The organism is Pseudoclavibacter sp. RFBJ3 (assembly GCF_002931375.1).
Lineage (GTDB): Bacteria > Actinomycetota > Actinomycetes > Actinomycetales > Microbacteriaceae > Pseudoclavibacter.
The window spans coordinates 191,883-218,835 of the sequence record NZ_PSXZ01000015.1; the positions used below are offsets into that span (position 1 = coordinate 191,883).

Annotated in this window: 29 protein-coding genes; 10 read left to right on the forward strand and 19 right to left on the reverse strand. The window is 67.9% G+C overall.

Features of this window, described 5'->3' with window-relative positions:
- Positions 1-6: 6 nt before the first annotated feature.
- The 7 genes from C5E07_RS14680 to C5E07_RS14710 all read right to left on the reverse strand — a co-directional run bounded on the left by C5E07_RS14680 (position 7) and on the right by C5E07_RS14710 (position 6,140).
- Complete coding sequence (locus C5E07_RS14680; RefSeq protein ID WP_146080612.1) at positions 7-660, reverse strand: hypothetical protein; 654 nt, start codon at positions 658-660, stop codon at positions 7-9.
- 131 nt (positions 661-791) lie between these two features.
- Entirely contained in the window at positions 792-1,451 is a 660-nt protein-coding gene (locus C5E07_RS14685) for a response regulator transcription factor (protein ID WP_104300243.1), read from the reverse strand.
- Positions 1,448-2,716, reverse strand: coding sequence for a sensor histidine kinase (locus C5E07_RS14690; protein ID WP_104300245.1), 1,269 nt, complete (start codon positions 2,714-2,716; stop codon positions 1,448-1,450). Before C5E07_RS14690 ends, C5E07_RS14685 begins: the two co-directional genes overlap by 4 nt.
- Before the next feature lie 68 nt (positions 2,717-2,784).
- Complete coding sequence (locus C5E07_RS14695) at positions 2,785-4,014, reverse strand: serine hydrolase (RefSeq protein ID WP_104300247.1); 1,230 nt, start codon at positions 4,012-4,014, stop codon at positions 2,785-2,787.
- Positions 4,015-4,121: 107 nt separating this feature from the next.
- Positions 4,122-4,370 carry a hypothetical protein gene (locus tag C5E07_RS14700; RefSeq protein ID WP_104243911.1) on the reverse strand — a complete coding sequence of 83 codons (249 nt, stop codon included), beginning with the start codon at positions 4,368-4,370 and terminating at the stop codon, positions 4,122-4,124.
- Positions 4,371-4,453: 83 nt separating this feature from the next.
- Entirely contained in the window at positions 4,454-4,981 is a 528-nt protein-coding gene (locus tag C5E07_RS14705; protein ID WP_104300249.1) for a GNAT family N-acetyltransferase, read from the reverse strand.
- A 271-nt stretch (positions 4,982-5,252) separates the two neighbouring features.
- A complete protein-coding gene (locus C5E07_RS14710; protein WP_104300621.1) occupies positions 5,253-6,140 on the reverse strand; it encodes an SDR family oxidoreductase in 888 nt (295 codons plus the stop codon).
- Positions 6,141-6,413: 273 nt separating this feature from the next.
- Between C5E07_RS14710 and C5E07_RS14715 the strand changes: the two genes are divergently transcribed.
- Positions 6,414-6,824 carry an ATP-dependent DNA ligase gene (locus C5E07_RS14715; protein ID WP_146080613.1) on the forward strand — a complete coding sequence of 137 codons (411 nt, stop codon included), beginning with the start codon at positions 6,414-6,416 and terminating at the stop codon, positions 6,822-6,824.
- Positions 6,825-6,873: 49 nt separating this feature from the next.
- Here C5E07_RS14715 and C5E07_RS14720 read toward each other — a convergent pair whose 3' ends face one another.
- Positions 6,874-7,347 carry a CinA family protein gene (locus C5E07_RS14720; protein WP_104300253.1) on the reverse strand — a complete coding sequence of 158 codons (474 nt, stop codon included), beginning with the start codon at positions 7,345-7,347 and terminating at the stop codon, positions 6,874-6,876.
- 141 nt (positions 7,348-7,488) lie between these two features.
- Here C5E07_RS14720 and C5E07_RS14725 point away from each other — a divergent pair, with 141 nt between their 5' ends.
- Together C5E07_RS14725 and C5E07_RS14730 are read left to right on the forward strand one after the other, a co-directional pair.
- Positions 7,489-7,929, forward strand: a complete 441-nt coding sequence (locus C5E07_RS14725) for a transporter substrate-binding domain-containing protein (RefSeq protein ID WP_258063976.1) — start codon at positions 7,489-7,491, stop codon at positions 7,927-7,929.
- Positions 7,926-8,906 (forward strand): cation diffusion facilitator family transporter, encoded by a 981-nt coding sequence (locus tag C5E07_RS14730; protein WP_104300258.1) that lies wholly within the window; start codon positions 7,926-7,928, stop codon positions 8,904-8,906. The genes C5E07_RS14725 and C5E07_RS14730 overlap by 4 nt, the downstream gene beginning before the upstream one ends.
- 12 nt (positions 8,907-8,918) lie before the next feature.
- Here C5E07_RS14730 and C5E07_RS19230 read toward each other — a convergent pair whose 3' ends face one another.
- Positions 8,919-9,197 carry a hypothetical protein gene (locus tag C5E07_RS19230; protein WP_104341984.1) on the reverse strand — a complete coding sequence of 93 codons (279 nt, stop codon included), beginning with the start codon at positions 9,195-9,197 and terminating at the stop codon, positions 8,919-8,921.
- A gap of 541 nt (positions 9,198-9,738) precedes the next feature.
- Between C5E07_RS19230 and C5E07_RS14745 the strand changes: the two genes are divergently transcribed.
- The 4 genes from C5E07_RS14745 (at position 9,739) to C5E07_RS14760 (ending at position 13,461) form a co-directional block, all read left to right on the forward strand.
- Complete coding sequence (locus tag C5E07_RS14745; protein ID WP_104300264.1) at positions 9,739-10,641, forward strand: ATP-binding cassette domain-containing protein; 903 nt, start codon at positions 9,739-9,741, stop codon at positions 10,639-10,641.
- A gap of 30 nt (positions 10,642-10,671) precedes the next feature.
- Positions 10,672-11,493, forward strand: a complete 822-nt coding sequence (locus tag C5E07_RS14750) for an ABC transporter permease (protein ID WP_104300266.1) — start codon at positions 10,672-10,674, stop codon at positions 11,491-11,493.
- Positions 11,494-11,554: 61 nt separating this feature from the next.
- Entirely contained in the window at positions 11,555-12,772 is a 1,218-nt protein-coding gene (locus C5E07_RS14755; protein ID WP_104300268.1) for a sensor histidine kinase, read from the forward strand.
- The gene (locus C5E07_RS14760; protein WP_104300270.1) at positions 12,769-13,461 is read left to right on the forward strand and encodes a response regulator transcription factor; all 693 of its coding nucleotides are present in this window, start codon (positions 12,769-12,771) and stop codon (positions 13,459-13,461) included. Before C5E07_RS14755 ends, C5E07_RS14760 begins: the two co-directional genes overlap by 4 nt.
- A gap of 87 nt (positions 13,462-13,548) precedes the next feature.
- On the opposite strand, the gene C5E07_RS14765 is transcribed toward C5E07_RS14760, so the two are convergent.
- The 8 genes from C5E07_RS14765 to C5E07_RS14800 all read right to left on the reverse strand — a co-directional run bounded on the left by C5E07_RS14765 (position 13,549) and on the right by C5E07_RS14800 (position 22,611).
- The gene (locus C5E07_RS14765) at positions 13,549-14,316 is read right to left on the reverse strand and encodes an ABC transporter ATP-binding protein (protein WP_104243935.1); all 768 of its coding nucleotides are present in this window, start codon (positions 14,314-14,316) and stop codon (positions 13,549-13,551) included.
- Positions 14,313-15,320 carry a FecCD family ABC transporter permease gene (locus tag C5E07_RS14770; RefSeq protein ID WP_374953205.1) on the reverse strand — a complete coding sequence of 336 codons (1,008 nt, stop codon included), beginning with the start codon at positions 15,318-15,320 and terminating at the stop codon, positions 14,313-14,315. Before C5E07_RS14770 ends, C5E07_RS14765 begins: the two co-directional genes overlap by 4 nt.
- 74 nt (positions 15,321-15,394) lie before the next feature.
- On the reverse strand, positions 15,395-16,438 hold the full coding sequence (locus C5E07_RS14775; protein ID WP_104300274.1) for an ABC transporter substrate-binding protein: 1,044 nt from the start codon (positions 16,436-16,438) through the stop codon (positions 15,395-15,397).
- Positions 16,439-16,653: 215 nt separating this feature from the next.
- On the reverse strand, positions 16,654-17,874 hold the full coding sequence (locus tag C5E07_RS14780) for an alkaline phosphatase family protein (protein ID WP_104300276.1): 1,221 nt from the start codon (positions 17,872-17,874) through the stop codon (positions 16,654-16,656).
- The gene (locus tag C5E07_RS14785; RefSeq protein ID WP_104300278.1) at positions 17,871-18,764 is read right to left on the reverse strand and encodes a LysR family transcriptional regulator; all 894 of its coding nucleotides are present in this window, start codon (positions 18,762-18,764) and stop codon (positions 17,871-17,873) included. Before C5E07_RS14785 ends, C5E07_RS14780 begins: the two co-directional genes overlap by 4 nt.
- Complete coding sequence (locus C5E07_RS14790) at positions 18,761-20,077, reverse strand: cation:dicarboxylate symporter family transporter (RefSeq protein WP_104300280.1); 1,317 nt, start codon at positions 20,075-20,077, stop codon at positions 18,761-18,763. Before C5E07_RS14790 ends, C5E07_RS14785 begins: the two co-directional genes overlap by 4 nt.
- Before the next feature lie 227 nt (positions 20,078-20,304).
- A complete protein-coding gene (locus tag C5E07_RS14795; protein WP_104300282.1) occupies positions 20,305-21,216 on the reverse strand; it encodes an SDR family NAD(P)-dependent oxidoreductase in 912 nt (303 codons plus the stop codon).
- A gap of 3 nt (positions 21,217-21,219) precedes the next feature.
- Positions 21,220-22,611: an MFS transporter gene (locus C5E07_RS14800; RefSeq protein ID WP_146080614.1), complete on the reverse strand. Its 1,392-nt coding sequence runs from the start codon at positions 22,609-22,611 to the stop codon at positions 21,220-21,222.
- A gap of 80 nt (positions 22,612-22,691) precedes the next feature.
- On the opposite strand from C5E07_RS14800, the gene C5E07_RS14805 reads away from it, so the two are divergent.
- Positions 22,692-23,123 (forward strand): MarR family winged helix-turn-helix transcriptional regulator, encoded by a 432-nt coding sequence (locus C5E07_RS14805; protein WP_104300286.1) that lies wholly within the window; start codon positions 22,692-22,694, stop codon positions 23,121-23,123.
- 163 nt (positions 23,124-23,286) lie between these two features.
- On the opposite strand, the gene C5E07_RS14810 is transcribed toward C5E07_RS14805, so the two are convergent.
- On the reverse strand, positions 23,287-24,075 hold the full coding sequence (locus C5E07_RS14810; protein WP_146080615.1) for a hypothetical protein: 789 nt from the start codon (positions 24,073-24,075) through the stop codon (positions 23,287-23,289).
- A gap of 193 nt (positions 24,076-24,268) precedes the next feature.
- Here C5E07_RS14810 and C5E07_RS14815 point away from each other — a divergent pair, with 193 nt between their 5' ends.
- Positions 24,269-24,916 carry a GntR family transcriptional regulator gene (locus C5E07_RS14815; RefSeq protein ID WP_104300290.1) on the forward strand — a complete coding sequence of 216 codons (648 nt, stop codon included), beginning with the start codon at positions 24,269-24,271 and terminating at the stop codon, positions 24,914-24,916.
- Between the two features lie 43 nt (positions 24,917-24,959).
- Entirely contained in the window at positions 24,960-25,982 is a 1,023-nt protein-coding gene (locus tag C5E07_RS14820) for a nitronate monooxygenase (RefSeq protein ID WP_104300623.1), read from the forward strand.
- Between the two features lie 58 nt (positions 25,983-26,040).
- On the opposite strand, the gene C5E07_RS14825 is transcribed toward C5E07_RS14820, so the two are convergent.
- Complete coding sequence (locus C5E07_RS14825; protein ID WP_104300292.1) at positions 26,041-26,940, reverse strand: alpha/beta fold hydrolase; 900 nt, start codon at positions 26,938-26,940, stop codon at positions 26,041-26,043.
- Positions 26,941-26,953 lie beyond the last annotated feature (13 nt).

Below are 26,953 nucleotides of genomic sequence, written 5' to 3' on the forward strand. Positions count from 1 at the left end.
GGGGAATCAGGCTTTCTTGGTGAGTTCTGGCTCGGCGGCCGGCGCATCCGCGAGGATGCCGCGGAGGGTGATCCCCTCGATGACCAGCAGCACGCCGAGCACTGCGAGGTAGGCGCCGACGTAGCCGACGGTCTGCACGGATGCGGTGAGGGTGCCCTCGACCTGCTCGATTCCGCCGTAGTCGACGCGGAGGTCTGGCGGGATGATCGCGACGAGGAGTCCGAGGAGCACGGTGACGGCGCCGGTGATGAGCACCTCGCGCGAGAAGAACTTGGTGGCGCGGCCCACGCGGGCGCTGATGAGTTCGAGCGCTCCCGTGACGAGGGCCCAGGTGGCGACGGTCGCGATGAACGCGGCGGCGGTCGCGTGCTCGGTCTCTGCGGTGCCCATGAAGAGCGCGAAGCCTCCGGCGAGCGCTGAGACGACGGCTCGCGCGAACGTGAGCGCGCGCGCCGGGTGGTCCTTGAAGCCGACGGCTTCGAAGCCGATGAGCACGCCGGATGCGAGCGCGAACGCACCGAACGTGATGAACCCGAACGCCGCAGAGTGGTCTTGGGAGAAGGTGATGACGGCGGCGATGATGAGCGCGGGCACGGCGCGGGCGATCATCGACATCCACAGGCGTTCCGGGACTGCTGTAGGCCCCACTTGCATCGTCATCGTTCGCTCCTCACGATCTGCCGCCAGTCTACCCAGTCGGTACCGCACGGCTCCCCGGCGCGGGACGACGTCACCGTGTTGCAACCTGGCAGCCGTCAGGGCACGTCATCCGCGCTTCGCTGCGACTGGGCTCAGCGGACATCGAGAAGGCCCGCGCGGATGCCCCAGAGCACGACCTGCAGGCGGTCCCTCGACGCGGTCTTCTGGAGGAGCCCCGCGAGGTGGTACTTCACCGTGGTGGGTTCGACGAACAGCTCACCGGCGATCTCCGCGTTGGACAGGCCGCGCGCGAGGAGCCCGAGGACGTCGAGTTCCCGCTCCGTCAACTCGACCCCGGCCGTCGGGGCTGGCTGCGACACGGGCCGCCGCCGCTCGGCGAATTCGTGGAGGATGCGCCTGGTGAGGCGCTGGTCGAGCGTCCCGTGCCCTGCGGCGACCGAGCGGACCGCGGCGAGCAGCGTCGCCTCATCCGCGCCCTTGAGGAGGAACCCGGCCGCCCCGGCCTCGAGCGCCGCGAACACGTCCGCATCGACGTCGAAGGTGGTGAGGATGAGCACCGCAGCGTCGAGCGACGGTTCTGCAGCGATCATCCGCGTCGCAGCGATGCCGTCGGTTCCCGGCATGCGGATGTCCATGCAGACCACATCGGGGCTCAGCTCGCGAGCGAGCCGGACCGCCTCTGCACCGTCGACGGCTTCGGCGACGACGTCGAAGTCGGGCTCCGCGCCGAGGATCACCGACAGCCCGGCGCGCACGACCGCCTGGTCGTCGGCGATGAGGATACGGATCATGAGATCTCCCTGTCACGGTTCGGGCTTTGGCACGTGCCACGGATCGTGAGTGCATTCCGCCACCCGCCGTCGCTCGTCGGTCCAGTGCTCAGGGTCGCACCCACGAGCTCGGCTCGTTCGGCCATGCCGGAGAGCCCGTACCCCGGCTGCGCGGGCGCAGGTGGCACGACCGCATCCGCTCCGGGCCTGATTGGCGCGTTCGCGACGATGATCTCCACGCCGTCGTCACCGAACCGCACGCTGACGTCGCTGCGTGCACCCCGGGCGTGACGTGCCGCGTTCGCCAATGACTCCTGCACCATGCGGTACGCGGTGGCCTCCGTCAGCGGGCCGAGCAGTCGAGGCGCACCGGCTACACGGAAGTCGACGGCCTGACCACGCTCCCGCGCGGCATCCACGAGCGTCGCGATCCCCTCCAGGTTCGGGGTGGGGCTCGGGCGCTCAGGGCCGCCCGTGCGTTCGTCATCGTCGTCGCTGCGCAGCAGTCCAACGGTGCGCCGGAGATCGACGAGCGTCGTGCGTGCGTCGTCCTGGATGCCCTGCATCATGGCCCTCGCCCGGTCAGGGTCGGAGCGGGTCAGGGTGGTTGCCGCCTGCGCGCTGACGATGATGCCCGACAGGTGGTGGCCGGCGATGTCGTGGAGTTCGCGTGCGAGGGCAGCGCGCTCCGCCCTGAGTTCGCCGCGGGCCCGTTCCGCCTGACGCTGCTCGGCCATGCGCGCCTGCTCTCGGAGCGCATCCGTCAAGCGTTCCCGACCGAGCACGTAGTCGGCGATGCCCGCGGGAAGGACGTAGAGGAGCAGGATGCGCAGGAGAAGCGTGGCGGTCAGGACGAGCGGCGCCTCGCGTGACCCGAGCAGCATTGCGACGCCACCGACCGTGGTCGTCGCGGCCGCCCCGACGCCGAGTGCGATGAGCGCCGCCCTGAGGGGCAGCTGCCGCACGACCCGGTACGACGCGACGCCCACGGCGAGCGCGCCGATGCCGAGCTCCCCGGCCGTCGTGCCGAGGATCGCGAGATCGATGCCGACGATCGCCGCGAACACGGGCAGCGGGCGGAAGCGGCTCGGCCACAGCAGCAGCGCCTGGACGGCGATGAGGCTCGCCAGCACCAGCGGTGACCCGGTTCCGGGGACCGACGCGAAGAGGGCGCGATCCCAGGTGCCGATCGCAAGGAATCCGACGGCACCCGCCAGCACGAGGAGACTGGGCGTCACCGACCAGAGGGCGACCATCACGGCCGAGTTCCGCGGCGATGAGCGCATGACCCGATTCAACCACGCTGGGTGGTGGCCCCTGACGAGGCCATCACCCGGCGCGAACTCGTCGTCCGCTACTGCCCGCACAGCGTCTCGTCGAGGGCATCGATGACCATGCGGTACTGCGCGAGAAGCCGCTCGTTGTCGTCGGGCGAGACGACCGCCCAGGGGAGCGCGGTGACGGCGATCGTCACGGCGGTGCCGTCCGGGCCGATGGCGTTGCGGGTCTGCGTTCCGGGGATGTCTCCCCCGTGCCCCCAGGCGACTCCGCCGCAGGACAGCGGGTAGCGCTGCAGGCCGAGGCCGTACGCGGCACCAGGGGTCAGCTCATCCCCGGCGGGGACGGTCGTCTGCATCTCCGCGAGCGCCGCCTCGCTCAGGAGTCGGCCGTCGAGGAGGGCGCGCATGAAGGTGTTGAGCTCGGACGGCGTGGACACGAGAGCGCCGGCGGCCCAGCCGAACGCGGGGTCCAGCTCGGAGATGTCCCGGAGGTCGCCGGCCGTCTCAGCGTGGTACCCGCGGGGGTGCTCGCCGCGCAGCTGCCGTTCGCCTGGCGCGGGCAGGTAGGTGTGCTCGAGGCCGAGCGGCGCGACGATGCGCTCGTCGATCTGGGTGGCGAGTGCCCGTTTCGTGACGGCCTCGATCATGAGTCCGAGCACCAGGTAGTTGGTGTTGCTGTATCCCCACCGCTCCCCTGGAGCGAACGCCGCGGGCCGCTCGAACGCGACATCGAGCATGGCCCGGGGAGAGATGTACGTCTCCTGCGCGCCGAACGCGTCCGCCGCGATCTTGTCCGCGTACTCGGGCAGGCCAGCGGTGTGCTGGAGGAGCTGGCGCACGGAGATCTTCGTGCCGTCGACCCCGTCCCCCGTGATGAGACCGGGCAGGTACGTGTCGATCGGCTCGTCGAGGGCAACCTGCCCCTCATCGGCGAGCTGGAGGACGATCGTCGAGACGAACATCTTCGTGTTGCTGCCGATGCGCACCTCCCCGTCCAGGGGCGGCGCCTCCCCCGTGGCGATGTCCCCTTTTCCGAGAGCGAGGTTCGAGGTCCTGCCCTCGCTGTCGGTGACGGATGCGAGCACGCCGGGGTATCCCGCGTCGACGAGCGCCTGCATCGTCGCCTCGTGCGGATCCGGACTGGCGTCGGCGTTGGCAGCGTTCGACCACGCACCGACGCCGATCGCGCCGGCGGCGAGCACGCCGGCAGCGGCGATCACTGCGGTCGCCTTCCTGGGCTTGCCGCTTCGAACGTTCGTTGCTGGATCGGTGGGGTGTGCGTCTGCGGTTCGTTGCGTTTCCATGCATCCAGCGTGACGAAACGCGCCGCTTGGCACCCCATCCATGCGAACAGTCGCGCCTGCCCACGCGGCCAGTCAGCGGCCTTCGGGGCTCCGGGTCCGCGCGATCGTCAGGTCGAGGACAGATCAGGTGCCGGGACCGGAGCTGCATGACCGCTTGCGGCCAGAATCTCGTCGACGAAGCCCTGGGCGGTGGTCGCCACGATCTGGAAGTGGTCGCGCTCCGCGGTGGTGCTCTCCGGGCGCTCGACCTTGTCGAGGGCGGCGTCGGCGTACTCCTGGAGTGCGTTGATGAGGACGGAGTGGCGATCTTCGTCGGTCAGGTCGAGAGTCACGAGATGCGGGGTCTGCTCAGTCATCACGGCAGTGTCTCATTCTCTCCCGACACCAATATGTGCCCGTCGACACCCCGCGACGCTCGGTCGCGGGGAACATCCGCCGCTCAGCGAGTGGAGAAGGCCTCGAGGGGGCGAGCCCATCGCTGCCCGACGACGTCCCGTTCGAATCGCGGGTCGAGCTCCTGGGAGAGCAGGGAGAAGCCAGCGCTCTGGAGGAAACCAGCGGCGGCAGTGAATTCCCGGGCACTCCAGACCTCGACACTTGGCGCGTTTCGTCGCCGGGCGAAGTCGATGCCAGTCTCGACGAGTGCCCGGCCGATGCCGAGGCGCCGCGCGTCGGGTGTGACGATCAGCAGCCGCAAGAGGGCGGCCTCGCCGTCCTCCCCTGGCATACAAAAGATGCACCCCACGCGTCTTCCGTCGAGCTCGGCGATCCATGCCCCTTCACGCTCGCGTTCCTCGACGGCGGCATAGCCCTCGATGGCGTGCGCGACAAGACGTTCGTAGGTGCGGCCATCCTCGAAGGAGTCCGAGAAGACCTTGTGAGTGAGCAGTACCCAGGCGAGGTCCCCGGGCTGGTCGAGCTGGCGGATCGAGGGCCGAGAAGTGGACGTTGCTTCAGGAGAGGTCATGAAAGCTCCCTTCGAGTGCGAAGAAGTGGGCTGACTCCGGTCAGTGCGTACATTTCCACGTTAACGTCGGCGACGCCAGGAACGCAGTCTTGGATTGGCGCTCCCGCGACCGCCTGAGGCTGGTGAGATTCCATGTGGACCTCCTCGTCCGTCGACGCGCAGCGTCTCGAAGGCCTCTGAAAACCGGAAGGACTTGAGCTGGCCGAGCACGCATGGCAGGCGCAGCACCGTGTCGACCTGGTCCCGCCCACACCGTCGCATTCAGGCCGACTCAGAAAGCGGGTGTCCCTCCGGCAACCGTGATCGTCGCTCCGCTCGTGTAGCTCGACTCGGGACTCACGAGGTGCACGTACGCAGCCGCGAGTTCCGCTGGCTGCCCAGGCCGGCCATACGGTGATTCCTCGCCGAAGTGCGCGACCCGCTGCCCGTCCTGAGAGGCAGGCTGAAGTGGCGTCCAGATGGGGCCAGGTGCGACAGAGTTGACGCGGATGCCCTTCGGGGCGAGCTGCTGCGCGAGTCCTGCCGTGAAGACACCGATCGCACCCTTCGTGAGCGCGTAGTCCAGCTTGTCTGGAGACGGTTCCGCGCCCTGGATGGAACCCGTCGTCACGATCGAGGATCCCGGTTCGAGGTGCGGCAGCGCGGCCTGGGTGAGCCAGAACAGGGAGTAGACGTTCGTCTTCAGCGTCTGGTCGATGCTCTCGGTCGTCATCGTGGCGATGTCGCCGTGGCTTTCCTGGTGGCCTGCGACCATGACCAGTGTGTCCAGGCCGCCGAGTTCTTCGACCGCCTGATCGATGAGGGCCCGGCAGAACTCCTCGTCGCTGATGTCCCCGGGAATGAGCACGACCTTGCGCCCCTCGCCCTCGAGGAGATCGCGCACTTCTTCCGCGTCAGCTTGCTCGCTCGGCAGGTAGGTGATGACGAGATCGGCACCCTCTCGGCTCAAGCCGATGGCCGCGGCCCTGCCGATACCGGAGTCTCCACCGGTCACGACACCACGAAAGCCCTTGAGGCGCCCGAGCCCCACGTAGCTCTGCTCACCGTGGTCCGGTTTCGGAGTCATCTTCTGCGCGAGCCCCGGGAGCGACTGCTCTTGTTCTGGAAACGGCGGAATCGGGTAGAGGTCGACAGGGTTCTTCTTGTCGTATTGGCTCATGATCTGGACCATACGCACGCACCCTCCGATCCGACGCGGTGCTTGACGAAGCCCGACACCGGGAGTATGAGGCGAAGGCCGCGGCCGCCGCGCGTATCTGAGTGGGCCTTGCGGCGAAAGGTCAAGACTCCAGGCGATTCTGCCGCTGAGCGCAAGAATTGATCGAAGAAAGAAGCAGCAGCACTGGCTACGGCCATGCTGGCCTCAGCGAACGCTCCAAGCGGACGGGCTCTCGACCTGTCTGGTTCCTGAGGGTGGTGGAAAGGGTTGGTCTTGGGTTTTCTCTACTACGGCAGCAGCGACCACTCCGTGGAGATCAACGATCGCGCGCTCGCACATCTGAAGATCGCGATGACGGGTCTGCTCCGTGCAGGGCAGAGCTTCGCGTTCTCCCACCCGCGCCCTGTGTCACGGGGTGGGGGTCGCGAAACGCTGTGGATATCGCCGTCGATCGAGCTGCGGTTCCGGTTCCTCGGCAGTCGGCTTCCGAATGTCAATGCCGATTGGCTGCGGGCGATCATCGATACGGCTGATTCGCACGCCGGGATGCGCCTCACTCCGGAACCGCAGACCGAGCGTGCTGCGGCACACCTCAGCCAACGCAGACCCCCTGCGAAGGCGGGGAGGCCTCAGTCACAGAGCCAACTGAGCCACTCGGGCGGATCCCACGGGTCCGATTCGTAGGAGGCGGCGTCGGCGCTCGCATTCTCGTGGTGCGCGGCGCGGATACGGTTCATTCAGTGCGGAGCAGGACCTCGAGCTGTTGGAGCGCGGCGTAAACCGTCTGGCTCAGAATGTCGTCGGGGTCCCCATCGAACTCGAAGCGTTCGCTGCCCACAGCTCCTTCGACACTCCAGCCGAGGTAGACCGTCCCTGCCGGCTCCCCCTCCTCGGGCCCTGGTCCACCCGCACCGGTCGTGGTGATCGCCAGGTCGGCCGCGAACACCCTCGCCGCGCCGACGGCGAGTTCCTCGGCACAGCGGGCCGTGATGACCGGTCCCGGTGTGACCCCGAGCACCTGCTGCTTCACTTCGGATTGATAGGCCACGATCCCACCGCGAAGCCACGTCTTCGCGTCCGGCCCACGGCCCAGCGATGAGACCAGCCGTCCGCAGGTCAGCGACTCAGCAGCGGCCAACGAGAACCCTCTCGCCTGCAGCCGGTCAGCAATGAGCTCGACAAGTTCCCGATCGTCGTGTTTCGTCATCCGGACACGCTAGAGCTGTACTCTCCAGGGGACCTAGGGCTTGACACCGATCCGCGGGCTGCTGCCTTGTGTCGGAAGTTCTATGCTCGGGGCATGGTGCAGACGGTGAGGTCGCTGTTGCGGACCTGGACTCTTCTGGCGTTGAGCGTTGTCCTTCTCGCCGGATGTTCCATCAGTGTGCCGAGCGACCCCGACGGCACACTCGATCGGGTGCGTGCCGGCGAGTTGCGCGTGGGCATCTCCCACAACCCACCCCTCACCGCTCTCGAGGCGGATGCCGAGCCGACCGGGATCGAGGCGGACCTGGTGCGCGGATTCGCGAATCAGCTCGAGTCGACCGTCGTCTGGACCTCGGGATCGGAAGCTGCGCTTGTCCAGGGACTCGAGGACGGAAACCTCGACCTCGCCGTCGCAGGGTTTCGTGACGACTCCCCCTACACGGACGAGGTGGGGGCCACAGACACGTACCTGGAGACGCTGGCACCCGACGGTTCACCCGTGCGCCACGTCATGCTCGTCCCGGCCGGCGAGAACGCCTTCCTGACGGAACTCGAGATCTATCTGGCCAAGGCCACGCGATGACGCACCTCCCAGATGAACACCTCGAGGCAAGACGCAAGGCCATCCGGCTCGAGTGGATAACGATCGCCTTCCTCGCGGTGACCGTGACCCTGGTCTACCTCGTGCTCGGGAACTCGCAGGCGATGAAAGCCGCCTGGCTCGAGGACCTGCTCTCGTTCATCCCGCCCATCGCCTTCCTCATCGCCGTTCGCGTCAGTCGACGAGCCGCGACGATCAGTCACCCCTACGGCTTCCACCGTGCCGTCGCCATCGGTCACCTTGTGTCCGGGATCGCGCTGACCTCGATGGCGGTGTTCCTCATCGTCGATTCCGGGAGCGGGCTGCTTCGTGCCGAACACCCGACGATCGGCACGATCGAGATCTTCGAGCAGCGGGTGTGGCTGGGGTGGCTCATGATCGCCGTCATGCTCCTCATCGCCTGGCCCCCGGTGATCATCGGACGCAAGAAGATCAAGCTCGCCGCCAAGCTGCACGACAAGGTGCTCTACGCCGACGCGGACATGAACAAGGCCGACTGGCAGACCGCGGTCGGCTCCGCAGTCGGCGTGGCCGGCATCGGAATCGGTCTGTGGTGGCTCGACTCGGTGGCCGCTCTGTTCATCTCCGGGAGCATCATGTGGGACGGTGTGCGCAACCTGCGCATCGCCGTGCTCGACCTCATGGACGAGCAGGCGCGCACCTACGACGGGAAACGTCCCCACCCACTCGCCGCGGAACTCAACACCCTTGTCGCGGCCCACGACTGGGTCGAGCACACCGGGTGCCGGCTGCGGGATCAGGGTCATGAGCTGCATGCGGAAGTCTTCGTCGTCCCCCGCGCCCCGGCCGGTGTGGGCCTGATCGAATGCGCGCAGCTCACCGAAGCGTGCCGGGGTCTCGACTGGAAGCTGCAGGATGTCGTGGTGGTCTTGGTCACGGAGCTGCCGCCCTACGCACACCGCCTGCTCTCCCCGCATGACGACGCGGAGGAAGACTGACGCTCCACGGTGCTATCGCCACCGGACGTGAATCAATGGCGCCGTGTCTGCCCCTCGGAAGACGTCGCTCGCGGTGACGTCGGCCAACGCCGTTGTCATCTCCCGTTCCCACGCGTCGGCGGTCGAGTCCTCGTCGTAGAGATCGAACTCGGCACCGGACAGGTCGAACCCGCTGTCGGTGGCGATGAGCAGGTCGAGCAGCTGGAGCTTCTCCTCGCGCTCGGGGTCACTTGACCTCTGCCAACTTCGAGACCGATCGAACCGTCGCGGCCAGGATCGTCTGCCGCGCACGCCCCTGCGGAAGACGAGGCGCGCACTGCCAGATCGTCAACCAGGCGTGGGTGGTGGCTTCCTGTGCTCGATCTTCCCGATTGAGGAGTCTGAGCGCCAGCGCGAACATCGTCGGGCTCAGGGCGTCGTAGAGACGAGACAGCGCTGCACGGTCTCCGGATCCCACGAGCACGAGATCTGCATCCAGCCTCTCGTCTCCTGACTCCGATCCCCCGTCGGCACGTGGCCGCTCTGCCACGACCGCGCTCATCGCGCGCCGCCTCGCACCGGGCCACAGCTCGACGTGCACCGACCTGAGTTCGACATGGCGACCCTCTCTCTGTGAGGGGGTCGGAGCTGGCCGCTCTCCCTCGAGCCCTGCAGATATTTATCTAGTTAACCTAGCTAAATGAGAAGCGGGGTGCCCGCGAGTTTGCTGAGACCGCTTCGACCCGCCGGTCGCGATCATCCGCAGTTCAACCCCTGGTTGGCATCCGCCACCACCCCCTCGTCCGTAGCGTCGTGAGCACGAGACAACCGCTATGACGAGGAGCGCGACGAGATGACGATCGAAGTTGAGGCCCTGACCAAGACCTACAAGGGAAAGCACGCAGTGCGGGATGTGAGCTTCACGGTCCAGCCGGGCAAGGTCACCGGGTTCCTTGGCCCGAATGGGGCAGGCAAGTCCACGACCATGCGCTCGATCGTCGGCCTCGACCACCCCACCTCCGGGCGTGCACGCATCGACGGCACCGAGTACCGGGCGTTCGCGGCGCCGCTGCGCGAGGTCGGTGCTCTGCTCGACGCGAAGGCGGCGCACAAGTCCCGCACGGCGCTGAACCACCTCACCTCGATCGCGGCGACGCACCGGATTCCGCGCTCGCGCGTCGACGAGGTCCTCGAGGCCACCGGCCTCAGCGCCGTGACCCGGAAGAAGGTCGGCGGGTTCTCCCTCGGCATGGGGCAGCGTCTCGGCATCGCCGCGGCGCTGCTGGGCGACCCGGGCACGCTCATCCTCGACGAGCCGGTCAACGGCCTGGACCCCGAGGGCGTGACCTGGGTCCGCGAACTCCTGGCGCGGCTGGCGGCCGAGGGGAGAACGGTCTTCCTCTCATCGCACCTGCTGAGCGAGCTGGCGCTCATCGCGGACCACGTCATCATCATCGGCCGCGGCGAGATCATCGCGGACTCACCGCTCAGCGCGCTCACCGAGCAGAACGGCCTCCGCGTCCGCGTGCGCACGCCGGATGCGCTCACGCTCACTCGCCGAATGACGAGCACGGGGGTGAGGATCGTCTCGAGCGAGCCCGAGCTGTTGGAGGTGGAAGGCCTCACCGCCGAGCAGATCGCCCGCGCCGCCCGCGAGACGGGGGTGCTCATCACCGAGCTGACGCCCCTGCGGCAAACCCTCGAAGAGGCCTACAACCACCTCACGCGCGACTCCGTCGAGTACGCCTCAGCCTGATCTCGCTTGCTTCACGAAAGGACCATCCTCATGGGCACCATCACAACCGCCACGCCTCCCCGCATCGTGCGCCAGTTCCCCGTGCGGAACGTCAGCCTGGGCGGCGCAGTCCGCTCCGAATGGATCAAGTTCCGCGGGCTGGCCTCGAACAACGTCCTCGCAGGGTTCACGTTCCTCCTCCTGGTCGCCAACGGCATCGCGATGCCATGGGCGTACGTCTTCCGCGACCGCGGTTCACCCCAGGCGAACTACGACGCGTACCCCGAGATGGTCGTCGACAAGACCGGCTACGTCGGCATCGTGCTCGCCGTGCTCGCGGTGCTGATGGTCACGAACGAGTATCGCTCCGGGCAGATCAGCACCACGCTGCTCTCGGTTCCGCGCCGGACGCCGGCACTGCTCGCGAAGGCGGCGATCATCGCGAGCGTCGCCTTCGTCATCGGCGTCGTCAGCTCAGCGATCGGGTTCGCGCTCGCACCGCCCATCCTCGCCGGTGGTGGGTACAGCTACGTCCTCGAGACACCCGACCTGCTCCGGCTGGTCGTCGGCTCGGGCTTCTACCTCGCTGCCATCAGCGTCATCGGCATCGCGCTCGGCGCGATCATCCGCAACGTCATCGCCGCGGTACTGGCGACGATCGTCTTCCTCATCATCGTGCCCGTGATCCCGCAGATGTTCTCCGAGTACGGCACTGAGATCATGCGCTTCTTCCCGATCCAAGCCGGCTCGCTGCTCCTGGCGCCCGCCGGCACTGACCCGATGGGACCGTGGGGCGGTTCTGCCGTCCTGCTGCTCTGGGCGCTGGCGCTGTTCGTGAGCGCAGCCATCGTGCTCAAGCGCCGCGACGCCTGAGCACGCTCATGGGCGGGCTGGCAGCGAGAATGGGAGCACAGCTCGGGATGGAGGTCGGGGTATGAGTGCTCGCTCATCACCGCCAGGGGTGGATGCCGCGGAGGTCGACCGCGTCCTCAGCACGCGGCTCCTGCTCTGGTTCGGCGCTCACCCCAGGACGGTCGACGCGGTCGTCGCCCTGCTGTGCCTGGGAGCCCAGATGCTCGTCCTCGTGCTCCCAGGTGCCCAGAATCCCTCCGCCGGCCTGCTCCTCGTGCCACTCTCCTGCGGCCTCCTCCTGTGGCGGCGACGATTTCCCCGCACCATCCTCGCGGCAGTCGCCTCGGTGAGCACGGCGGGCTTGCTCCTCCCCACCCCGGTCGCGCTCCTCGGACTGCCCGCCGCCGTCGCGCTGTACACCCTGGCCTCATTGACTCCCATCACGACCGCACTCCTGGGGTACGCAGTCGCCGTGGGGTTGCCCGCAGCAGGCATGCTCCTTATGTTCCTGACGACGGGAGTCCCCCGTGCACCGTCGCTCCTCGACCCCCTGGCGCTGATCGCTCTCGCTCTCGGTATCGCCGTCCGCAGCGCAGCGCGGCGCCGAGAGGCGCTCGCGGAGTTGGTGAACCAACGGCTCAGCACGGCTCGGGTCGTGGAGCGGCAGCGCATCTCGGCAGAGATGCACGACATCGTCGCTCACTCGCTCTCGACGATGATCGCTCTCGCCGACGGTGCATCGAAGGGCTGGGAAACGCACCCGGAGCGGTCGGCTCTCGCGCTCGGCAGGCTCGGCGACGTCGGGCGAAGCGCACTTGCCGACATGAACAGGGTCCTGCGGGTGCTTCGGGGGGAGGACGCGGTCTTGGACGAGAGTCTCCAACGCTCGGGCCACAACGTGCCGGAGTTGGAGGAGGTGGTCGAGGTCTTTCGCGGCACCGGCGTGCCCGTCACACTCGCCCGCTCCGGCGAGACGATGCCCGACAGCCCCACACTGGCGACGACGGTGTACCGGATCGTCCAGGAGTCGCTCACCAACGTGCTGCGGTACGCGACAGGAGCCACACGAGTCGAGGTCAGCATCGACGTCGCAGGTGGCACGGTCACGGTGCAGGTCACCGACGACGGCTGCGCCGGACCGCACTCGGGCAGGGCCCGGAGCCAGGGGACCGGCCGTGGCCTGCTCGGCGTCGCTGAGCGTGCCGCGACGTACGGCGGGACGAGCGCAGCTGGCCCGCGCCCGGGCGGCGGCTGGATGACGCGAGCCACCCTGCAGATCGACGAGGCAACCAGAACATGACCGGCCGCAGTTCGCCGAAGATCAGGGTCCTACTGGTCGACGACCAGGAGCTCGTTCGGATGGGTACGGCTCTCACCCTCGACGCCGCCGACGATATTGAGGTCGTCGGCGAGGCAGACACGGGTGAGTCGGCGATCCGCCGCACGCGGGAACTGAAGCCCGACGTCGTGCTGATGGATGTGCGGATGCCCGGCATGGGGGGCATCGAGGCGACCAGGATCATCACGACCGTGCACCCCAGCACGAGGGTGCTCGTGCTCACCACGTTCGACGTCGACGAGTATGCCTTCGGCGGCCTGGACGCGGGGGCAAGCGCCTTCCTCCTCAAGAGCACCCCGCCAGATCGGCTCCGTGAGGCGGTGAGGACCGTCCATTCGGGCGAGGCCGTGGTCGAACCCAGAATCACGAGACAGCTGATCGATCACTACGCCTCCGGCGGGTCACCGCATGGGCGCTCAATGGGTTCCGAGAACGCCGACCCGCTCGGCCAGCTCAGCCCGCGCGAGCGTGACGTGTTCGGGTGCATGGTCGCCGGGCTCTCCAACAGCGAGATCTGCGAGACGCTCCACCTCTCCCCCGCAACGGTGAAGACCCACGTGAACCGCATCTTCGCCAAGCTGCACCTGCGCGACAGGGTCCACGCGGTGATCCTCGGGCACGAGCTGCGAGGGCAGTGGCGAGCGCGGTAGCGATCGAGGCAGTCCGGTACCGGGGTGGGGTGCTGTCGGGCGCCTCACGCGCCGAGCGTTCTGCGACTCACCGCCGAACGCTCCCGCTCAGCCCGGTCTCGTGAAGGTGACGACGGGGGTCTGCCGGCGGGCGTCGACGGAGACTTCGGCGGTCACGCCGTAGACGTCTTCGATGAGCTCAGGGGTGAGCACCTCGGTCGGCGTGCCTGCGGCGACCACGGCTCCATCCCGGAGCACGACCAGGACGTCGCAGTACATGGCCGCGAGGTTGAGGTCGTGGATGGCGATGATGGTCGTGACCGGCAGTGCGCGTATGAGCTCCAGCAGCTCCAGCTGGTGTCGGATGTCGAGGTGGTTGGTCGGCTCGTCGAGGAGCAGTTCGTGGGGCTCCTGGGCGAGGGCGCGGGCGATCTGGGCGCGCTGGCGCTCGCCGCCCGAGAGGGTGTGCCAGAAGCGGTTGGCCTGCTCGAGCAGACCGACGTGGTCGAGGGCGCGGTCGACCGCGCGATCGTCGGCGGCGGTGTCTCCTCCGAGTCCTGAGCGGTGCGGGATCCGTCCGAGGCGCGCGATGTCGCGCACGGTGATGTCCACGTCGGTGTCCGCATGCTGGGTCACCGACGCCACGGACCGGGCGATGTGACGACGCCCGACGGTGCTGATGTCGACGCCGTCGAGGGTCACGAGGCCAGCGCTCGGTTTCACGAACCCGTGCAGCACTCGGAGCAACGACGATTTGCCGGACCCGTTCGGTCCGAGCAGTCCGACGGTCTGGCCCGGCTGGGGGTGCAGGCTGACGCCGTCCACGACGAGCGCTCCGCCTCGACTCCACGAGACGCCCTCCGCGTTGATCGTCACGTGCGCTTCCTCTTCCGGGCGAGGAGCGCGATGAAGACGGGCACCCCGACGAGGGCCGTGCCGACACCGACGGGGAGCGGGGTGGGCGAGAACGCGACTCGCGATCCGGCGTCGACCCAGACCATGAAGATCGCTCCGATGACTGCGGTCGCCGGGATGAGGCGTGAGTGTCGCGGGCCGACGAGCAGCCGGGCGGCGTGCGGCAGGACGAGGCCGACGAATCCGATGGCTCCCGCGACGCTGACCAGCGTGGCGGTGATGAGGGCGGTCGCGACGAGGAGGACGGCTCGAGTACGCGCGACATGGATACCGAGGGACGCCGCGACGTCTGCCCCGAACGCGAAGGCGTCGAGGGCGTGGGCGTACCTCGCGCAGAGCACGGTCCCGGCGCCCACGACGACGACGCAGAGCACGACGTCATCCCACCTCACCCCTTCCAGGGAGCCCAGCATCCAGAACATGACGCCCCTCGTCTCGTCGGAATCCGCGAAGGCGAAGATGATCAGCGATGTCAAGGCGGAGAACAGCTGCGTGCTCGCGACCCCCGCGAGGACAACTCGGTCGGTCCCGCCGCCGGAGAGCTGAGAGAGCAGGAGGACGAGCCCGAACGCGACGAGTGCGCCGATGAACGCGCCACCGGAGAGCCCGATCGCGGCGCCACCGAGCCCGAGGACACCGATTGCGACGGCACCCGTCGATGCGCCGGATGAGATGCCGAGAATGAAGGGGTCGGCGAGCGGATTGCGCAGGAGCGACTGCATGACCACGCCGCAGAGCCCGAGGCCGATTCCGCACGCGGCGGCCACGAAGGCGCGAGGAAGCCGCTCCTCCCAGACGATCGCGTCCTTCGACACCTTCACCGGGATGTCGGTCAGGCCGAGGTGGTTCGTGACGATGTCACGGACGTTGACTGGCAGGATATCCGCCGGTCCGAGCGTGATCGCAGTCCCGACCGAGACGACGAGCAGAAGCAGACCGGCGAGCACCAGGGCGCACGCGATCAGCACGCGTCGCGGCCGGGGCGCGCGCGAAGATTCGGTGCTCACGCGTTCGACGGAACGCTGGCCCGTGGCGGAGGTCAGAGTTCCTCCCCGTGCTCGTCCCACCACGCCTTGATCTTCTCGAGGCCGTCCACGAAGCGTATGGAGGGGTTGAGCTCCGCCCCGTGCAAGTCGATGTAGCGCTTGTTCTGCACGGCATCCATCGTCTTGGTCAGCGGGTCGGATTCCAGGAACGCGACCTTCTCGTCCAGACGGTCGCCAGGGAATCGGTCTCGCTGCAGGTCGCCCAGGATGAGCACCTGCGGGTTCCGATCGACGATGTCCTCCCAGGTCGTCGCGGGCCAGTCGTCGTCGAGGTCCGCGAAGACATTCGTGAGCCCCGTGGATGATCCGAGCATGGCGGCAGAACCCAGGCCACCCGCGACGTAGGGCGTCTTGGTGTCGGCGAACCAGTACGCAGCGCTCGCGCCATCGAAGTCGACGCCCTCGGTCGCCGCTGCCGCGCGCGTCTGCAGATCGCTCACGAGCTCGGCCGCGCGATCTGCGACGTCGAAGACCTCACCGAGCTCCGTGATCTCCGCGTACAGCGCATCGACCTCGAGCGGTGTCGTCCGCGTCCCTCCGCCGTTGATGCTGGTCCCGTTGTCGCAGTCCGTCGGCGAGAGGTAGCTGTTGACGCCCGTCTCAGCGAATCGTTCGCGCGAGGTGACCCCGCCTTCAGCGAAGTGCCGGCCGAAGGAGGCGGTCACGAAGTCGGGGTCCGCGCCGAGAACAACCTCGTAGGTGGGGGCGTTGTCGGCCAACCTCGGGACGGCGGCGTTGGCGTCAGCCAGCGATTCGAGGACCGGGTCGGTCCAGGATGCCGTGCCGACCATGCGGTCCTGGAGCCCGAGCGACAGGAGGATCTCCGTCGAGTTCTGGTCGAGCGAGACGACCCTCTCCGGGGCCGCGTCGATCGTCACCTGCGTTCCGCAGTTGTCGAGTGTCAGCGGGTACTGCGTCGCCCCGTCTCCCGCGCTCGCAGCCGAGTTGGATTCGACCGCCTCCGACGCTCCGCATCCGGAGAGCCCGAGGACGACTGCGGCGGTGAGGACGAGGCTGAAGGTGGCGCGCTGACGCACATGGGCTCCCTGGATCGAGTCGAGTCTGCCGACTGGCTCGCTAAGGATAGCCTTACCTGTACGCTCGGGCGCACGCCGAGCGTGCCGAGGAGCGGGCTGAGGTGCACCGAGCCCTGCGGTGCACCTCAGCGAGTACCGTCCCCCTGCGGTCGCCGTCCGCAGCCGCAGACGACGACGCGTGCCCTTCGGGGAGCCTCGAGGGCACGCTCATCCGGTCAGGTGTTGTTGAGGACCAGGTCGTGGATGTCGCGGCTGCGGAGCACGTTCGCGGCGTAGCGTTCCGCGAGTGGTCCCGTCACGGGCTCGCTGATGATCAGCGGGACCAGCTGCTCGTAGCGACCACCGTGCGAACGCAAGGCGCTGTGCAGCTGCGTGAGGTCATGGGCGGAGGCGGTGCGGCCCAAGGCGGTGTCCGCGGCGGCCGTGACGGCGAGATCGCCGATCCGATCGATGGGGTGCTCGTAGATCGTGGCCGAGGCCTCGCGGTCCCACACCTCCTCGATACCCGGGGTCGCCGCGAGCGCCCGGCGAGCGCGTTCACGGTCTGCGTCGTCGAGGTAGATCCAGGCGAAGGAGCCGAGCGCCCCGTGGTGCTTCGTGTACGGGTCCGTGATCGGGAGCACGACCTCGTCGATGGCGATACCTGCGGCACGCAGCGTGTCCTCGAGGTAGACGACGCGCGCTTCGCCAGCTTCGTCGTGCTTGCTGTTCATGCCGTGATCGGCGGTGATCGCGACGAGGCATCCGGCATCGAGGTACTGCCCGAGCAGCCTGTCGAACTCGATGAAGAACTCGTCGGAGAGCTGCTCCCCCGGTGCGGATGCGTGCTGCACGCGGTCGGTGAGCGAGACGTAGATCAGCTTCAGCTGGGGGGTGCGCTCCAAGGCTGCAAGGCCGATGCGCATCGCGTAGTGGCTCGCCCGTGGTTCGTAGACCCCCGGCGCGGGCTCCCCGACGAGCTCCTCGACATCCTCGATCCCGTAGGCCTCGAGGCTGGCGCCCGCTGCGCGTTCGACACTGACCGAGGGCACCCCTCCGTTCCCGAGCAGCAGACGCAGCTTGTCTTTCGTCGTCACCATCAGCGTGGGCACACCCGCCGCCTCGAACGCTGCGTGGATGCTCGGCGCCCGCAGGAAGCGAGGGTCGTTGAGCAGCTCGAGCGTGCCGTCGGAGAGGCGGCAGTAGTTGCCGGGGATGCCGTGGATCGCCGGAGAGACGCCGGTGACGATGGAGATGTTGTTGGGGTTGGTGAGGCTTGGCATCTCGGAGGCGCCGAGGGCGTAGGAGCCGCCATGGGCGAGCATCGCGGCCAGGCGCGGCATGGTGTCGCGCCTGAGGGCATCGTCGAAGTAGCGGGGGTCTCCACCGTCGACGGTGAAGACGACGACGGTGCGCTCCGGGGCGTTATAGGTGCGGTCGTTGACAGTGATGCTCATGCGGAGCGGCCTTTCTTCAGGTGCGCGAGGAAGAGCTCCTCGAGCAGGTGTGGTGTGTGGCGTGGACGTCGGACCAGCGAGATGGCACGCGCCGGAACCGGGATGGGGAATTCGATCTCGGCCACGGCGCCCGCCCGCAGGTGGACCTCGATGACGGATCGGGAGAGGCAGGTGATCCCGAGTCCATGTGAGACTGCGGCGAGGATCGCGGAGGTGCCGGTGAGGGTGCTGTGCTGCACGCCCGGGATCTGCCACTGCCCCGCGAGATGAAGCTGCTGCTCACGCGTCGCTGAGCCGCGTTCGCGGAGGAGGAGGCGAGTACCGCGCAGCACAGACGGATCGATCTTCTGACCGGCCAGAAGATGCTCGGGCCCGATGATGACCGCCTGCTCCTCCATCGCTATCGGCTCGCAGATGAGGCGCGGGTCATCGCTGACGCCCGCGATCAGCGCAAACGGAAGAACGCCGTCGACGACGTGCCCGATGATCTGCTCGGTGCGGGCGACGGTGACATCCACATCCACATCCGGATAGCTCTCGAGGAACCCCGCCAGCGCCTGGGGAAGGACGTGCTCCGCGGCTGTGGTCGTCGCTCCAGCCCGCAGCAGGCCGCCGACGGGGGCATCGCGCGCGCGCATGACGCTGTCCAGCACCTCCTCAGCGCTCAGGAGCAGGGTTCGGCCATGGTCGACGAGCGCGCGACCCGCCTCCGTGACCTGGAGGCGCCGCGCCTCTCGTGCGATCAATCGCGCCCCGACGTCTGATTCGAGCTGGCTGACCGCTGCGGATACGGACGACTGGGCGACGCCAAGAGCGCGTGCGGCAGCCGTGACACCGCCGAGGTCGACGACACAGATGAACGTCTGCAGTCGTTGCAGGTTGATCGTCACTGCGAGCTCCGCTCTGCCGTGGTGGCCCCGATCGGCCCGATCGCAGGACGATCGTCATGCTGATCGTCGTGCTCATCTCCGGTGGCACCCGTGTCGCGGCCACTCATGATCGCGTTGGCGGAGGGCGCGGTGACTTCCCCCTGCCAGCGAGCGATGACCAGACCCGCGACCGCGTTGCCCAAGGAGTTGACCACGGCCCGGCACTCCGACATGAACCGGTCGATGCCGAGGACGAGCATGGTTCCCGCGACGGGCACCAGCCCCGTGGACGCGACCGTTGCGTTCAGCATCACAAAGCCGCCACCGGTGACGCCTCCCGTGCCCTTCGAGGACAGCAGCATGATCACGAGCAGCAGAAGCTGCTCCCCGAGGTCGAGGTCGATCCCAAGCGCCTGCGCGATGAACACCGTCGTGAGTGACAAGTAGATCGAGGTGCCGTCGAGGTTGAAGGAATAGCCGGCGCTGACGGTGACGCCAGCCGTTCCCTTGTCGACGCCGATGCGCTCGAGCTTGCGAATGATCCCGGGCAAGGCGACCTCGGAGGAGGACGCTCCGAGCGCCAGGAGCACCTCCTCCCGGAAATAGCGCAGGGTATGGAACGGGTTCAAGCGCACCAGGAGCAGGACACCGCCGAGGACGATGACGATGAAGAGCGCGGAGGTCGTGTAGAACGTGGCGATGAGCTTGAGCAGCCCGGCGATCACCGCCGCGCCATGGGCTCCGACCGTGTACGCCATCGCTCCGAAGACGCCGATCGGCGCGAGGTAGGTGACGAATCGCACGATCGTGAACAGCACCGTGCTGAGCCGCTCCACGCCTCGTGCGACTGCCTTCGCCGGTTCTCCGACGACGGTGAGCGCGATCCCGAATAGCACAGAGAAGACGAGGATCTGCAGGATCGAACCGGTTGCGAAGCTCTCGACGATGTTCGATGGGATGAGCTGCGTGAAGTAGTCCGACCAGTGCATTCCCGTCGCAGCATCGATCCGTTCCTCGGCCGCAGCGGACACCTCGATCGACGCGGGATCCACCCGAAGATCGGATCCGGGACGGACGATGTTGACGGCGACGAGCCCGAAGATCATCGCGATGGTCGTGACGATCTCGAAGTAGATCAGCGAGCGCAGCGCCACCGCGCCGAGCTTGCGCAGATCACGGACCGCGGCGATGCCCGCGACGACCATGCAGAAGATGATCGGACCGAGCAGCATCGTGATCAGTGCGATGAACGCATCGCCGACCGGTTCGAGGGACGCCCCGAATTCGGGGGCGAGAAATCCGACGATGATGCCGGCGATCATTCCGACGAGCACCCAGACATACAGATGCCGAAACCAGCGTGGTCGCTGTGGAGACACGGATTCGCGAGACACGGATACCCCTCAGAAGATTCGACCCGAGATGTTCGGGCCTCGCTCAGGTTCCATGGCGCCCACTACAGCGACGAGTCCGAGGCCCAGCTTGCGACCGAACGAAGGGTGAACGTGTGGCCAACTCCTGCTCTCCTCCATCGGCTCCGGCGATGGCGCGCGCGCGTTCATCACTCAAAGATGATCGGAGCTCCGAGACGCTCTTCGACCTGCTGCCAGACGCTTCGACCGAGTTCAGGATTGAGGCTTGTCGGCACCGGGGTCGCGAGGATCGGCGCACCGGTGGCTCCCGTCCGAGGGCCGAAGTAGGCGGCGGCTGGGAGCACGGGTGTCGTCATCGCGGCGATCGCCGGCTGCGCAGCCGCATCCTTGCCCTGCACCACCCTCGAGAACACTGGAGCAAGGGCTGTCGCGAGCGTGCGGACGAGCGCGGAGCGCTGATGCAGTGGGGGCCGGTCCGGCGTCAACGCGTCGATCGCGGAACCGGGGTGGCTGACAACCGATCTCACGCGAGAACCGCGCGCGACGAGACGTCGGTCGAGCTCGAATCCGACGATCTCCGCGGCATGCTTCGACATCGCGTAGGCGGCGCGAGGACGATACGCGGACGGAGCGAGCCAGCCGTCCGCATCGAACGGGATCTTCTTCGTGAGGAAACTGCCTGTGCTGATCACCCGCGCCTCAGGCGCGTACGTGAGCGCAGGAAAGCTCAATCTCAGGAACTCGAGGTGCGCGAGGACGTTGACTCCGACCGTGGACTCGACCCCGAACGGACCTTCGCTGTAGGTGGGGTGAGCGGCGATGACGCCGGCATTCATCACGAGACCGTGGACCGGCGGACCGGCGCCGATGCGCGACCCGGCTGCGCGAACGGATTCGAGGTCCGCGAGGTCGAGTTCGAGGTGGCGGTGGCGGGCGGGTTCCGGGAGGAGTGCGATGGCGCTCTGCGCTTTCTCCGCGGAGCGGGCTGCCACGGTGATCTGCGCACCGAGGCGAGCGAGCCCTTCCGCGACGAAGAAGCCGATGCCGCTGGTTGCGCCGGTGACGATGATCGACTGTCCATCGAGTCGTGGTGTGTCCATTGCTCAGGCTTTCTGTTCAGGCGCGGAGGCGCGCAATTGGTTGCGTTTGAGGGGTAGCCAAGCGGCAGCTGCACCTGCCGCCGCGGCGACCAGGAAGATGACTGCCGTGGCAGTGAAGACGAGCTGGTAGACGGCAGGAGATGAGCCAACGCCACTGACGGAGACGAGAAGGCTGAGCAGCGCAAGCCCGGCGGCTCCGCCGATCTGCTGCACGGCGTGGACGAGCGAGGATCCAGCTGCCCGATCCCCGTCATCGAGTCCGAGCGTCGCGCGGTCGGGGGCGATCGCAAAGATGGCTCCCATCCCGGCTGCGGTCAGCACGATGCCCGGCATGAGCGCGACGACGCTGTTCGCGTCCGCTGCTTCCACCGCGATCCATCCCATGCCCGCGGCGGCGAGGGCAGCAGCTGCGACGAGCGTGAGACGTGGTCCCAGAATGCGACCAAGGACAGGCGCGAGGAAGACGGAGCCAAGCGCCGCGACGATCGGGAAGGGCAGGATCGCGAGGCTCGATCCGACCGGGTCGAGGCCGAGAGGCCCTTGGAGGTAGTACACGACGAAGAGGAACACCGCGAACAGCCCCGCTGTGCCAAGACCGAGCACGGCAAGCGACGCGACTCGATCCCGGTTGGCGAAGACCACGCGTGGGATGAGCGGATCTCGCTCGCGTCGTTCGGACCAGGTGAGCACGGTGAGCAGCAGCAGGCCAAGGGCGAGCAGCGGGAGTCCAGCCGTGACCCCGGCGGTCTCCAGGATCGCGAGTGAGAGCACGACCAGGAACACCCCGCTGACGCTGAGGATGACGCTGCGAGCGGGCAGCAGCCGGGACCTGCTCTGCACCGATCTGGGAACGGACGCAACTGCTCCGGCCACGAGGACTCCTGCGAGGACCGCGAGCAACAGCAAGGCCGAACGCCAGCCCAGGAACTGGGCAAGTGGACCTCCCAAGAAGAGGCCTGCTGCCATGCCGGCGACGCCGACGGCTCCGTAGACGCCGAACGCGCGAACTCGTTCGACGCCTGACGGGAAGCTCTCCCCCAGGGCGGTCAGTGCCGCGGGAGCGATGAGTGCGGCCGCGACGCCCTGCGCGCCACGGCTGAGGATGAGCAGTTCGAAGGACCCAGCGAGTCCCCCGACCAGCGATGCCATCCCGAACAGGATTCCTCCCCAGACCAGCCCTCGCCGGGCTCCTATGCGAGCGACGACGCGGGCACCGGGGAGGAGGAACGCACCGAAGGCCAAGGCGTACGACGTGATGACCCAGTGCGACACCGTCTCGTCGAATCCCAGGGCGGCCTGCAGCGTCGGCAGAGCGACGTTCATGACGGTGCTGTCCACCGCGATCAGCGCCTGCGCCAGGGCCACTACCCACAGCACTCGTGTCTTCTGTTGCACACCAACCACCCACTTCCTTCAAGTTCTGAAGTTACTGTAGCAGAAGCTTCAAGTCTTGTAGCAAGTGCTAGGGTGTGCACATGGGAGACGAACGCGCACAGAAGCTGTCGGAGGCCCTCTTCGCCGCATACGACGTCGTCGCGCGCACGAACGATGCGCTCGAGCCGGCACTTGCAGAGTTCGGACTCACGGCAGTCACCGCTCACCTTCTCTGGGTGATCGACCCCGACGCGCCCGCACCGTCGATGCGCACGGCCGCCGAACGAACGCACTGCACCCCGCAGAACGTGACCTTCATGTGCCACCAGCTCGAGGCCAAGGGTCTCGTCACTCGAAAACCGTCCCCGACCGACCTCCGACAGCGTGTCATCGAGCTCACGCCCGAGGGCCGTGCAGCTCGCGACGCGATCGTCGAGCTCGCCTCGACCAGCTCGCCGTTCGCCAATATCGACGAGTCCGACCTCGCGCGAATCACCGAGCTCCTCGGAAGCGCACCCTCGCGCCTAGCCTGAGCAGCCCACGCGCACGGGCACTCCCTCTGAGTCGAGCTGAGCCCCGCCTGGCCTGGCCTGGCCTGGCCTGGCCTGGCCTGGCCTGGCCTGGCCTGGCATACGAATCAGCCCCCGACTTGGCAGTCAGGGGCTGAGTTCAGTGCGCGTGGAGTTGGGCGCTCGACTACCCGTCGAGCTCCGCAACCGCGAGGCCGTAGGTGACATTCGCGGCGTTGTTGACGCCCGCGTAGATGAAGCCGAACGGGTTCTCTCCGCCGGTGATGGCGTTGTACACGCCGTCTACGCTGAACGCGCCCGTGGTCGGGTTGATCGGCACGATCAGCCCCGCGTCGCGGCGCAGATCCACGCGCCCTTCGCTGACGTCGGAGAAGCTGAGGATGACCTCGGCCGGGAGCGCACCGCGATTGACGGTGACGACGCCGGTGAGCGTCGGGAAGATCGTGACCCCGTCGACCTCGCTGCCCCGGTACTGGTTGGGGGAGAAGTTGATGGTGCCGGTCGTCTCTCCGGGCGCGGTGCGCGGGGCGATGACGTCCACCGTCACCGACACCGACGCGCCGTCAGTGATCGAAGCGGAGACGGTGCCCGTGAATTCCTGGCCCGAGCTCGCCCCCGCATAGAAGCCGCTCACGTTGACCGTGAATTCGAACTCACCCGTCTCGGAATCGACGGCGGCGCTCGATGGGCCCGTGATCGGCGAAGAGTATGCGAGCTGCACGGTCTGCGGACGGGTCCCCGCCTCTGTCGTGGCCGCGAACCCGCGCAGCGAGACCGTGGATTCACCGTCGGAGACGACCGCCCCATCAGGACCCAGCGTCAGGGGTTCTGGAGCCGGCGCGGTCGAGGCGACCGCGAGGGGCGCGGCGAGCGCGGCACTGACGGTCGGCAACGCCCAGGCGGCGGTGGTGACGACGGCCCGACGACTCGGTCCTGGGGAGGGCTGGGAACTCATGAACATCCTTCGAATGGGGGAACCGCGGAAAGGTCGGCGACACACAAGGAGGCCCAACCGCTCTAAGCAGACTACCTGCGGGGCGTGAACGACCGCCGAAAACCGGTGACGGCTTGACCCGGGTGGCCGCCTCGGAGTATTGATCCCAGCTGAACTTCCCGTACAACTGGGATCCCAGTTGTACACTCGGCCCATGAAGACGCCACTACCACCCACCGCGACCGAGGTGGCCTACCAGCAGATGCTCGCGTGGCTGCGCGACGGCACACTCCCGCAAGGCAGCATGCTGAGCGAGAACGACCTGTCGAAGCGCCTGGCGGTCAGCCGCACTCCGGTGCGAGGCGCCCTCCGTCGCCTGGAAGCAGATGGGCTGGTGACGATCTTCCCGCAGCGCGGGGCGCTGGTCCGCACCCTCACGGCCGAGGAAGCGCGAGCCGTCGCGGACGCGAGGCAGGTACTCGAGTCTGCCGCCCTGGACTCCCTGTCCGTCGAGGCACGGCAGCGGTTGTGCATCCGGCTCGAGAAGTCCATCCAGGATCAGCTGACCGAGCTCGAGCAGGGCAGCTACGACCGCGTCGTGCAGCTCACGATCGACTTCCACCGCATCTTCGTCGAAGCAGGAGGGAACCCGATCCTGTTGGAGTTCTACGACAAGCTCCGACAGCGTCAGGCGGCGATGACGCTCCGAACCTACGACGACGTCGCTGGCCGGTGGTCGGAGTTCATCGCGGAGCACCGACGCCTCGTCGAGCACGTGCGCACCGGGGATCGAGGCGCGTTCCTCGCCGAGCTCCGCGCGCACATCCATCACACGCACGGGTCCCTCATGGGGCCACTGTGACCCGCATCACCGAACCAATGCACACCCGCGGAAAGGCATGACCATGACGCTCCCCTCCCCACTGGACACACTCAAGTCCGTTGCCGTCGCACCCATGGCTGGCGGCCCGAACAGCCCTGGTCTCGTCGTCGCCGCGGCCCGCGCAGGACACTTCGCGCAGCTCGCCGGCGGGTACAAGACGGCGGCGGCGCTGAACGCACAGATCGCCGAGGTGACCGAGGCCGGGGTGTCGGTGTTCGGCGTCAATCTCTTCGTCCCCAACCCCCACCCCATCGACGAAGCGGGATACGCCGCGTACTGGGAGAACATCCGCGAGCACGCGTCGACGCACGATGATGCCGCGACCATGGCCGCCAGACTGGAAGACGACGACGAATGGTCCGAGAAGCTGGATGCGGTCATCCTCAGCCGGACGCCGGTGGTGAGCTTCACGTTCGGGCTCCCCTCTGCGGGGACGTTTCGGAGGCTGCAGGCGGCAGGGGTCCTCACGATCCAGACGGTGACGTCCGTCGATGAGGCCCGACAGGCCGCGGCAGCCGGCGCCGACGCCCTCACCGTTCAGGGGCACGACGCCGGCGGACACAGCGGCGTGTGGGATCCGGACACCTTCCCCGAGAACATCGCGCTCGCGACGCTCATCGAGCGCGTCCGGACGGTCACGGACCTGCCACTGATCGCATCGGGCGGGATCACGCGTCGCGAGCAGGTGCTCGAGCTCCTCGGCGCAGGCGCTGACATGGTCGCGGTCGGCACCGCGGTGCTTCGGTCAGACGAGAGCGGAGCATCTGCGGTGCACAAGGCCGCGCTCGCAGATGAGCAGTACACCGAGACGGCCTTCACGCGGGCATTTACCGGTCGACCCGCACGTGCGCTCGTCAACGCCTTCGTCGAAAGCCACGTGGATGCGCCAGTGGGGTACCCAGCGCTGCATCACCTGACCCGCACCATGCGGGCGAAAGCCACGGCCGCGGGCGACAGCACGCTCGTCAACCTCTGGGCAGGACAGGGCTGGCGAGAGGCGAAAGAGGGGCCTATCGCCACGATCCTCGATGCTCTGGAACCGTGAGACCGCGCCGCTGATCCTGGCGGGCTCGGGGGCGTTGGCGACCGCGTCCCTTTGGCCCTCAGATCGATGAATCGTCTCCGGATGCACGCGAGTCGACCCCGCGATCGCCGGCGTGCAGCGCCAACTCGAGCACCTGCTGCGCCACCAGTTCTGGCTCGGACGCGGTGATCACGTGGCCCGACCGCTCCGCCCGCACGTGCACGGCCCCAGGATGCGCGGCGACCGTCTCGAGGTGCGCCGTGATCAGCGGGCCACGCGTGCGATCCGCCGGTGTCTCCTGCATGCCCGAGATCACCCGCATAGGCAGGTCGCCAAGCCGCGGCGGGCGCGATCGCAACCCGGCGAGCTCGCTCCCCACCATTCGCTGCTCTGCGGCGGCGGCCCGTGCCGCGGCCGGGTTCGTCGACGCATCCAGCGCCTGCGCCGCCGCGATCGGGTCCATCCCATCGACGAGGCTCCGCAGCTGCACACGCAGCAGGCCGAGTCGGGCGGCGGGCTCCAGCACCGCGGCCGAGAACGCGAACAGCCGCCGCGTCGAGGGCCGGAAATACAGGGCCGCGTGCTCGTCGCTCTGGTCGACCAGCACAACCCCATCCATCGGCGCACCCGCCGCCAGGCGACGTGCTGCCAAGCGCCGCACGATGGGCCCACCCCAACTGTGGCCGACGAGCACCAGCCGAGCGGGCTCCTGCGCGTTCACCACCGCGTCGAGGTCATCCGCGAGCCGCTCCAGCGTGCGCGGGGCGGGATCCGGTGTGCTCTCCCCATACCCGGCACGCTCGTAGGCGACGACCCGCACGCGCTCCGCGAGCATCAGGTGCACGAGCCCCCAGTACAGGCCGCTCGCACCGAGGCCCGCCTCGAGCACGACCACCGTGCCTGCATCGAGCGGCCCGCTCGCGAACGTGCGCAGGCGACGACCGTCGGGGGTGGTCAAGAAAGCGGCGGAGTCGATCATCCCGGCATGCTCT

Excerpts from the sequence above, each read along its gene's own strand:
- C5E07_RS14730 (WP_104300258.1), top strand. The coding sequence starts at position 7,926 with ATGACGCACCTCCCAGATGAACACCTCGAGGCAAGACGCAAGGCCATC.
- C5E07_RS14780 (WP_104300276.1), bottom strand. The coding sequence starts at position 17,874 with ATGAGCATCACTGTCAACGACCGCACCTATAACGCCCCGGAGCGCACC.
- C5E07_RS14760 (WP_104300270.1), top strand. The coding sequence starts at position 12,769 with ATGACCGGCCGCAGTTCGCCGAAGATCAGGGTCCTACTGGTCGACGAC.
- C5E07_RS14805 (WP_104300286.1), top strand. The coding sequence starts at position 22,692 with ATGGGAGACGAACGCGCACAGAAGCTGTCGGAGGCCCTCTTCGCCGCA.
- C5E07_RS14710 (WP_104300621.1), bottom strand. The coding sequence starts at position 6,140 with ATGAGCCAATACGACAAGAAGAACCCTGTCGACCTCTACCCGATTCCG.
- C5E07_RS14795 (WP_104300282.1), bottom strand. The coding sequence starts at position 21,216 with ATGGACACACCACGACTCGATGGACAGTCGATCATCGTCACCGGCGCA.
- C5E07_RS14750 (WP_104300266.1), top strand. The coding sequence starts at position 10,672 with ATGGGCACCATCACAACCGCCACGCCTCCCCGCATCGTGCGCCAGTTC.
- C5E07_RS14690 (WP_104300245.1), bottom strand. The coding sequence starts at position 2,716 with ATGCGCTCATCGCCGCGGAACTCGGCCGTGATGGTCGCCCTCTGGTCG.
- C5E07_RS14755 (WP_104300268.1), top strand. The coding sequence starts at position 11,555 with ATGAGTGCTCGCTCATCACCGCCAGGGGTGGATGCCGCGGAGGTCGAC.
- C5E07_RS14745 (WP_104300264.1), top strand. The coding sequence starts at position 9,739 with ATGACGATCGAAGTTGAGGCCCTGACCAAGACCTACAAGGGAAAGCAC.
- C5E07_RS14820 (WP_104300623.1), top strand. The coding sequence starts at position 24,960 with ATGACGCTCCCCTCCCCACTGGACACACTCAAGTCCGTTGCCGTCGCA.
- C5E07_RS14705 (WP_104300249.1), bottom strand. The coding sequence starts at position 4,981 with ATGACCTCTCCTGAAGCAACGTCCACTTCTCGGCCCTCGATCCGCCAG.
- C5E07_RS14720 (WP_104300253.1), bottom strand. The coding sequence starts at position 7,347 with ATGACGAAACACGACGATCGGGAACTTGTCGAGCTCATTGCTGACCGG.
- C5E07_RS14810 (WP_146080615.1), bottom strand. The coding sequence starts at position 24,075 with ATGAGTTCCCAGCCCTCCCCAGGACCGAGTCGTCGGGCCGTCGTCACC.
- C5E07_RS14695 (WP_104300247.1), bottom strand. The coding sequence starts at position 4,014 with ATGGAAACGCAACGAACCGCAGACGCACACCCCACCGATCCAGCAACG.
- C5E07_RS14825 (WP_104300292.1), bottom strand. The coding sequence starts at position 26,940 with ATGATCGACTCCGCCGCTTTCTTGACCACCCCCGACGGTCGTCGCCTG.
- C5E07_RS14680 (WP_146080612.1), bottom strand. The coding sequence starts at position 660 with ATGACGATGCAAGTGGGGCCTACAGCAGTCCCGGAACGCCTGTGGATG.
- C5E07_RS14685 (WP_104300243.1), bottom strand. The coding sequence starts at position 1,451 with ATGATCCGTATCCTCATCGCCGACGACCAGGCGGTCGTGCGCGCCGGG.
- C5E07_RS14700 (WP_104243911.1), bottom strand. The coding sequence starts at position 4,370 with ATGACTGAGCAGACCCCGCATCTCGTGACTCTCGACCTGACCGACGAA.
- C5E07_RS14815 (WP_104300290.1), top strand. The coding sequence starts at position 24,269 with ATGAAGACGCCACTACCACCCACCGCGACCGAGGTGGCCTACCAGCAG.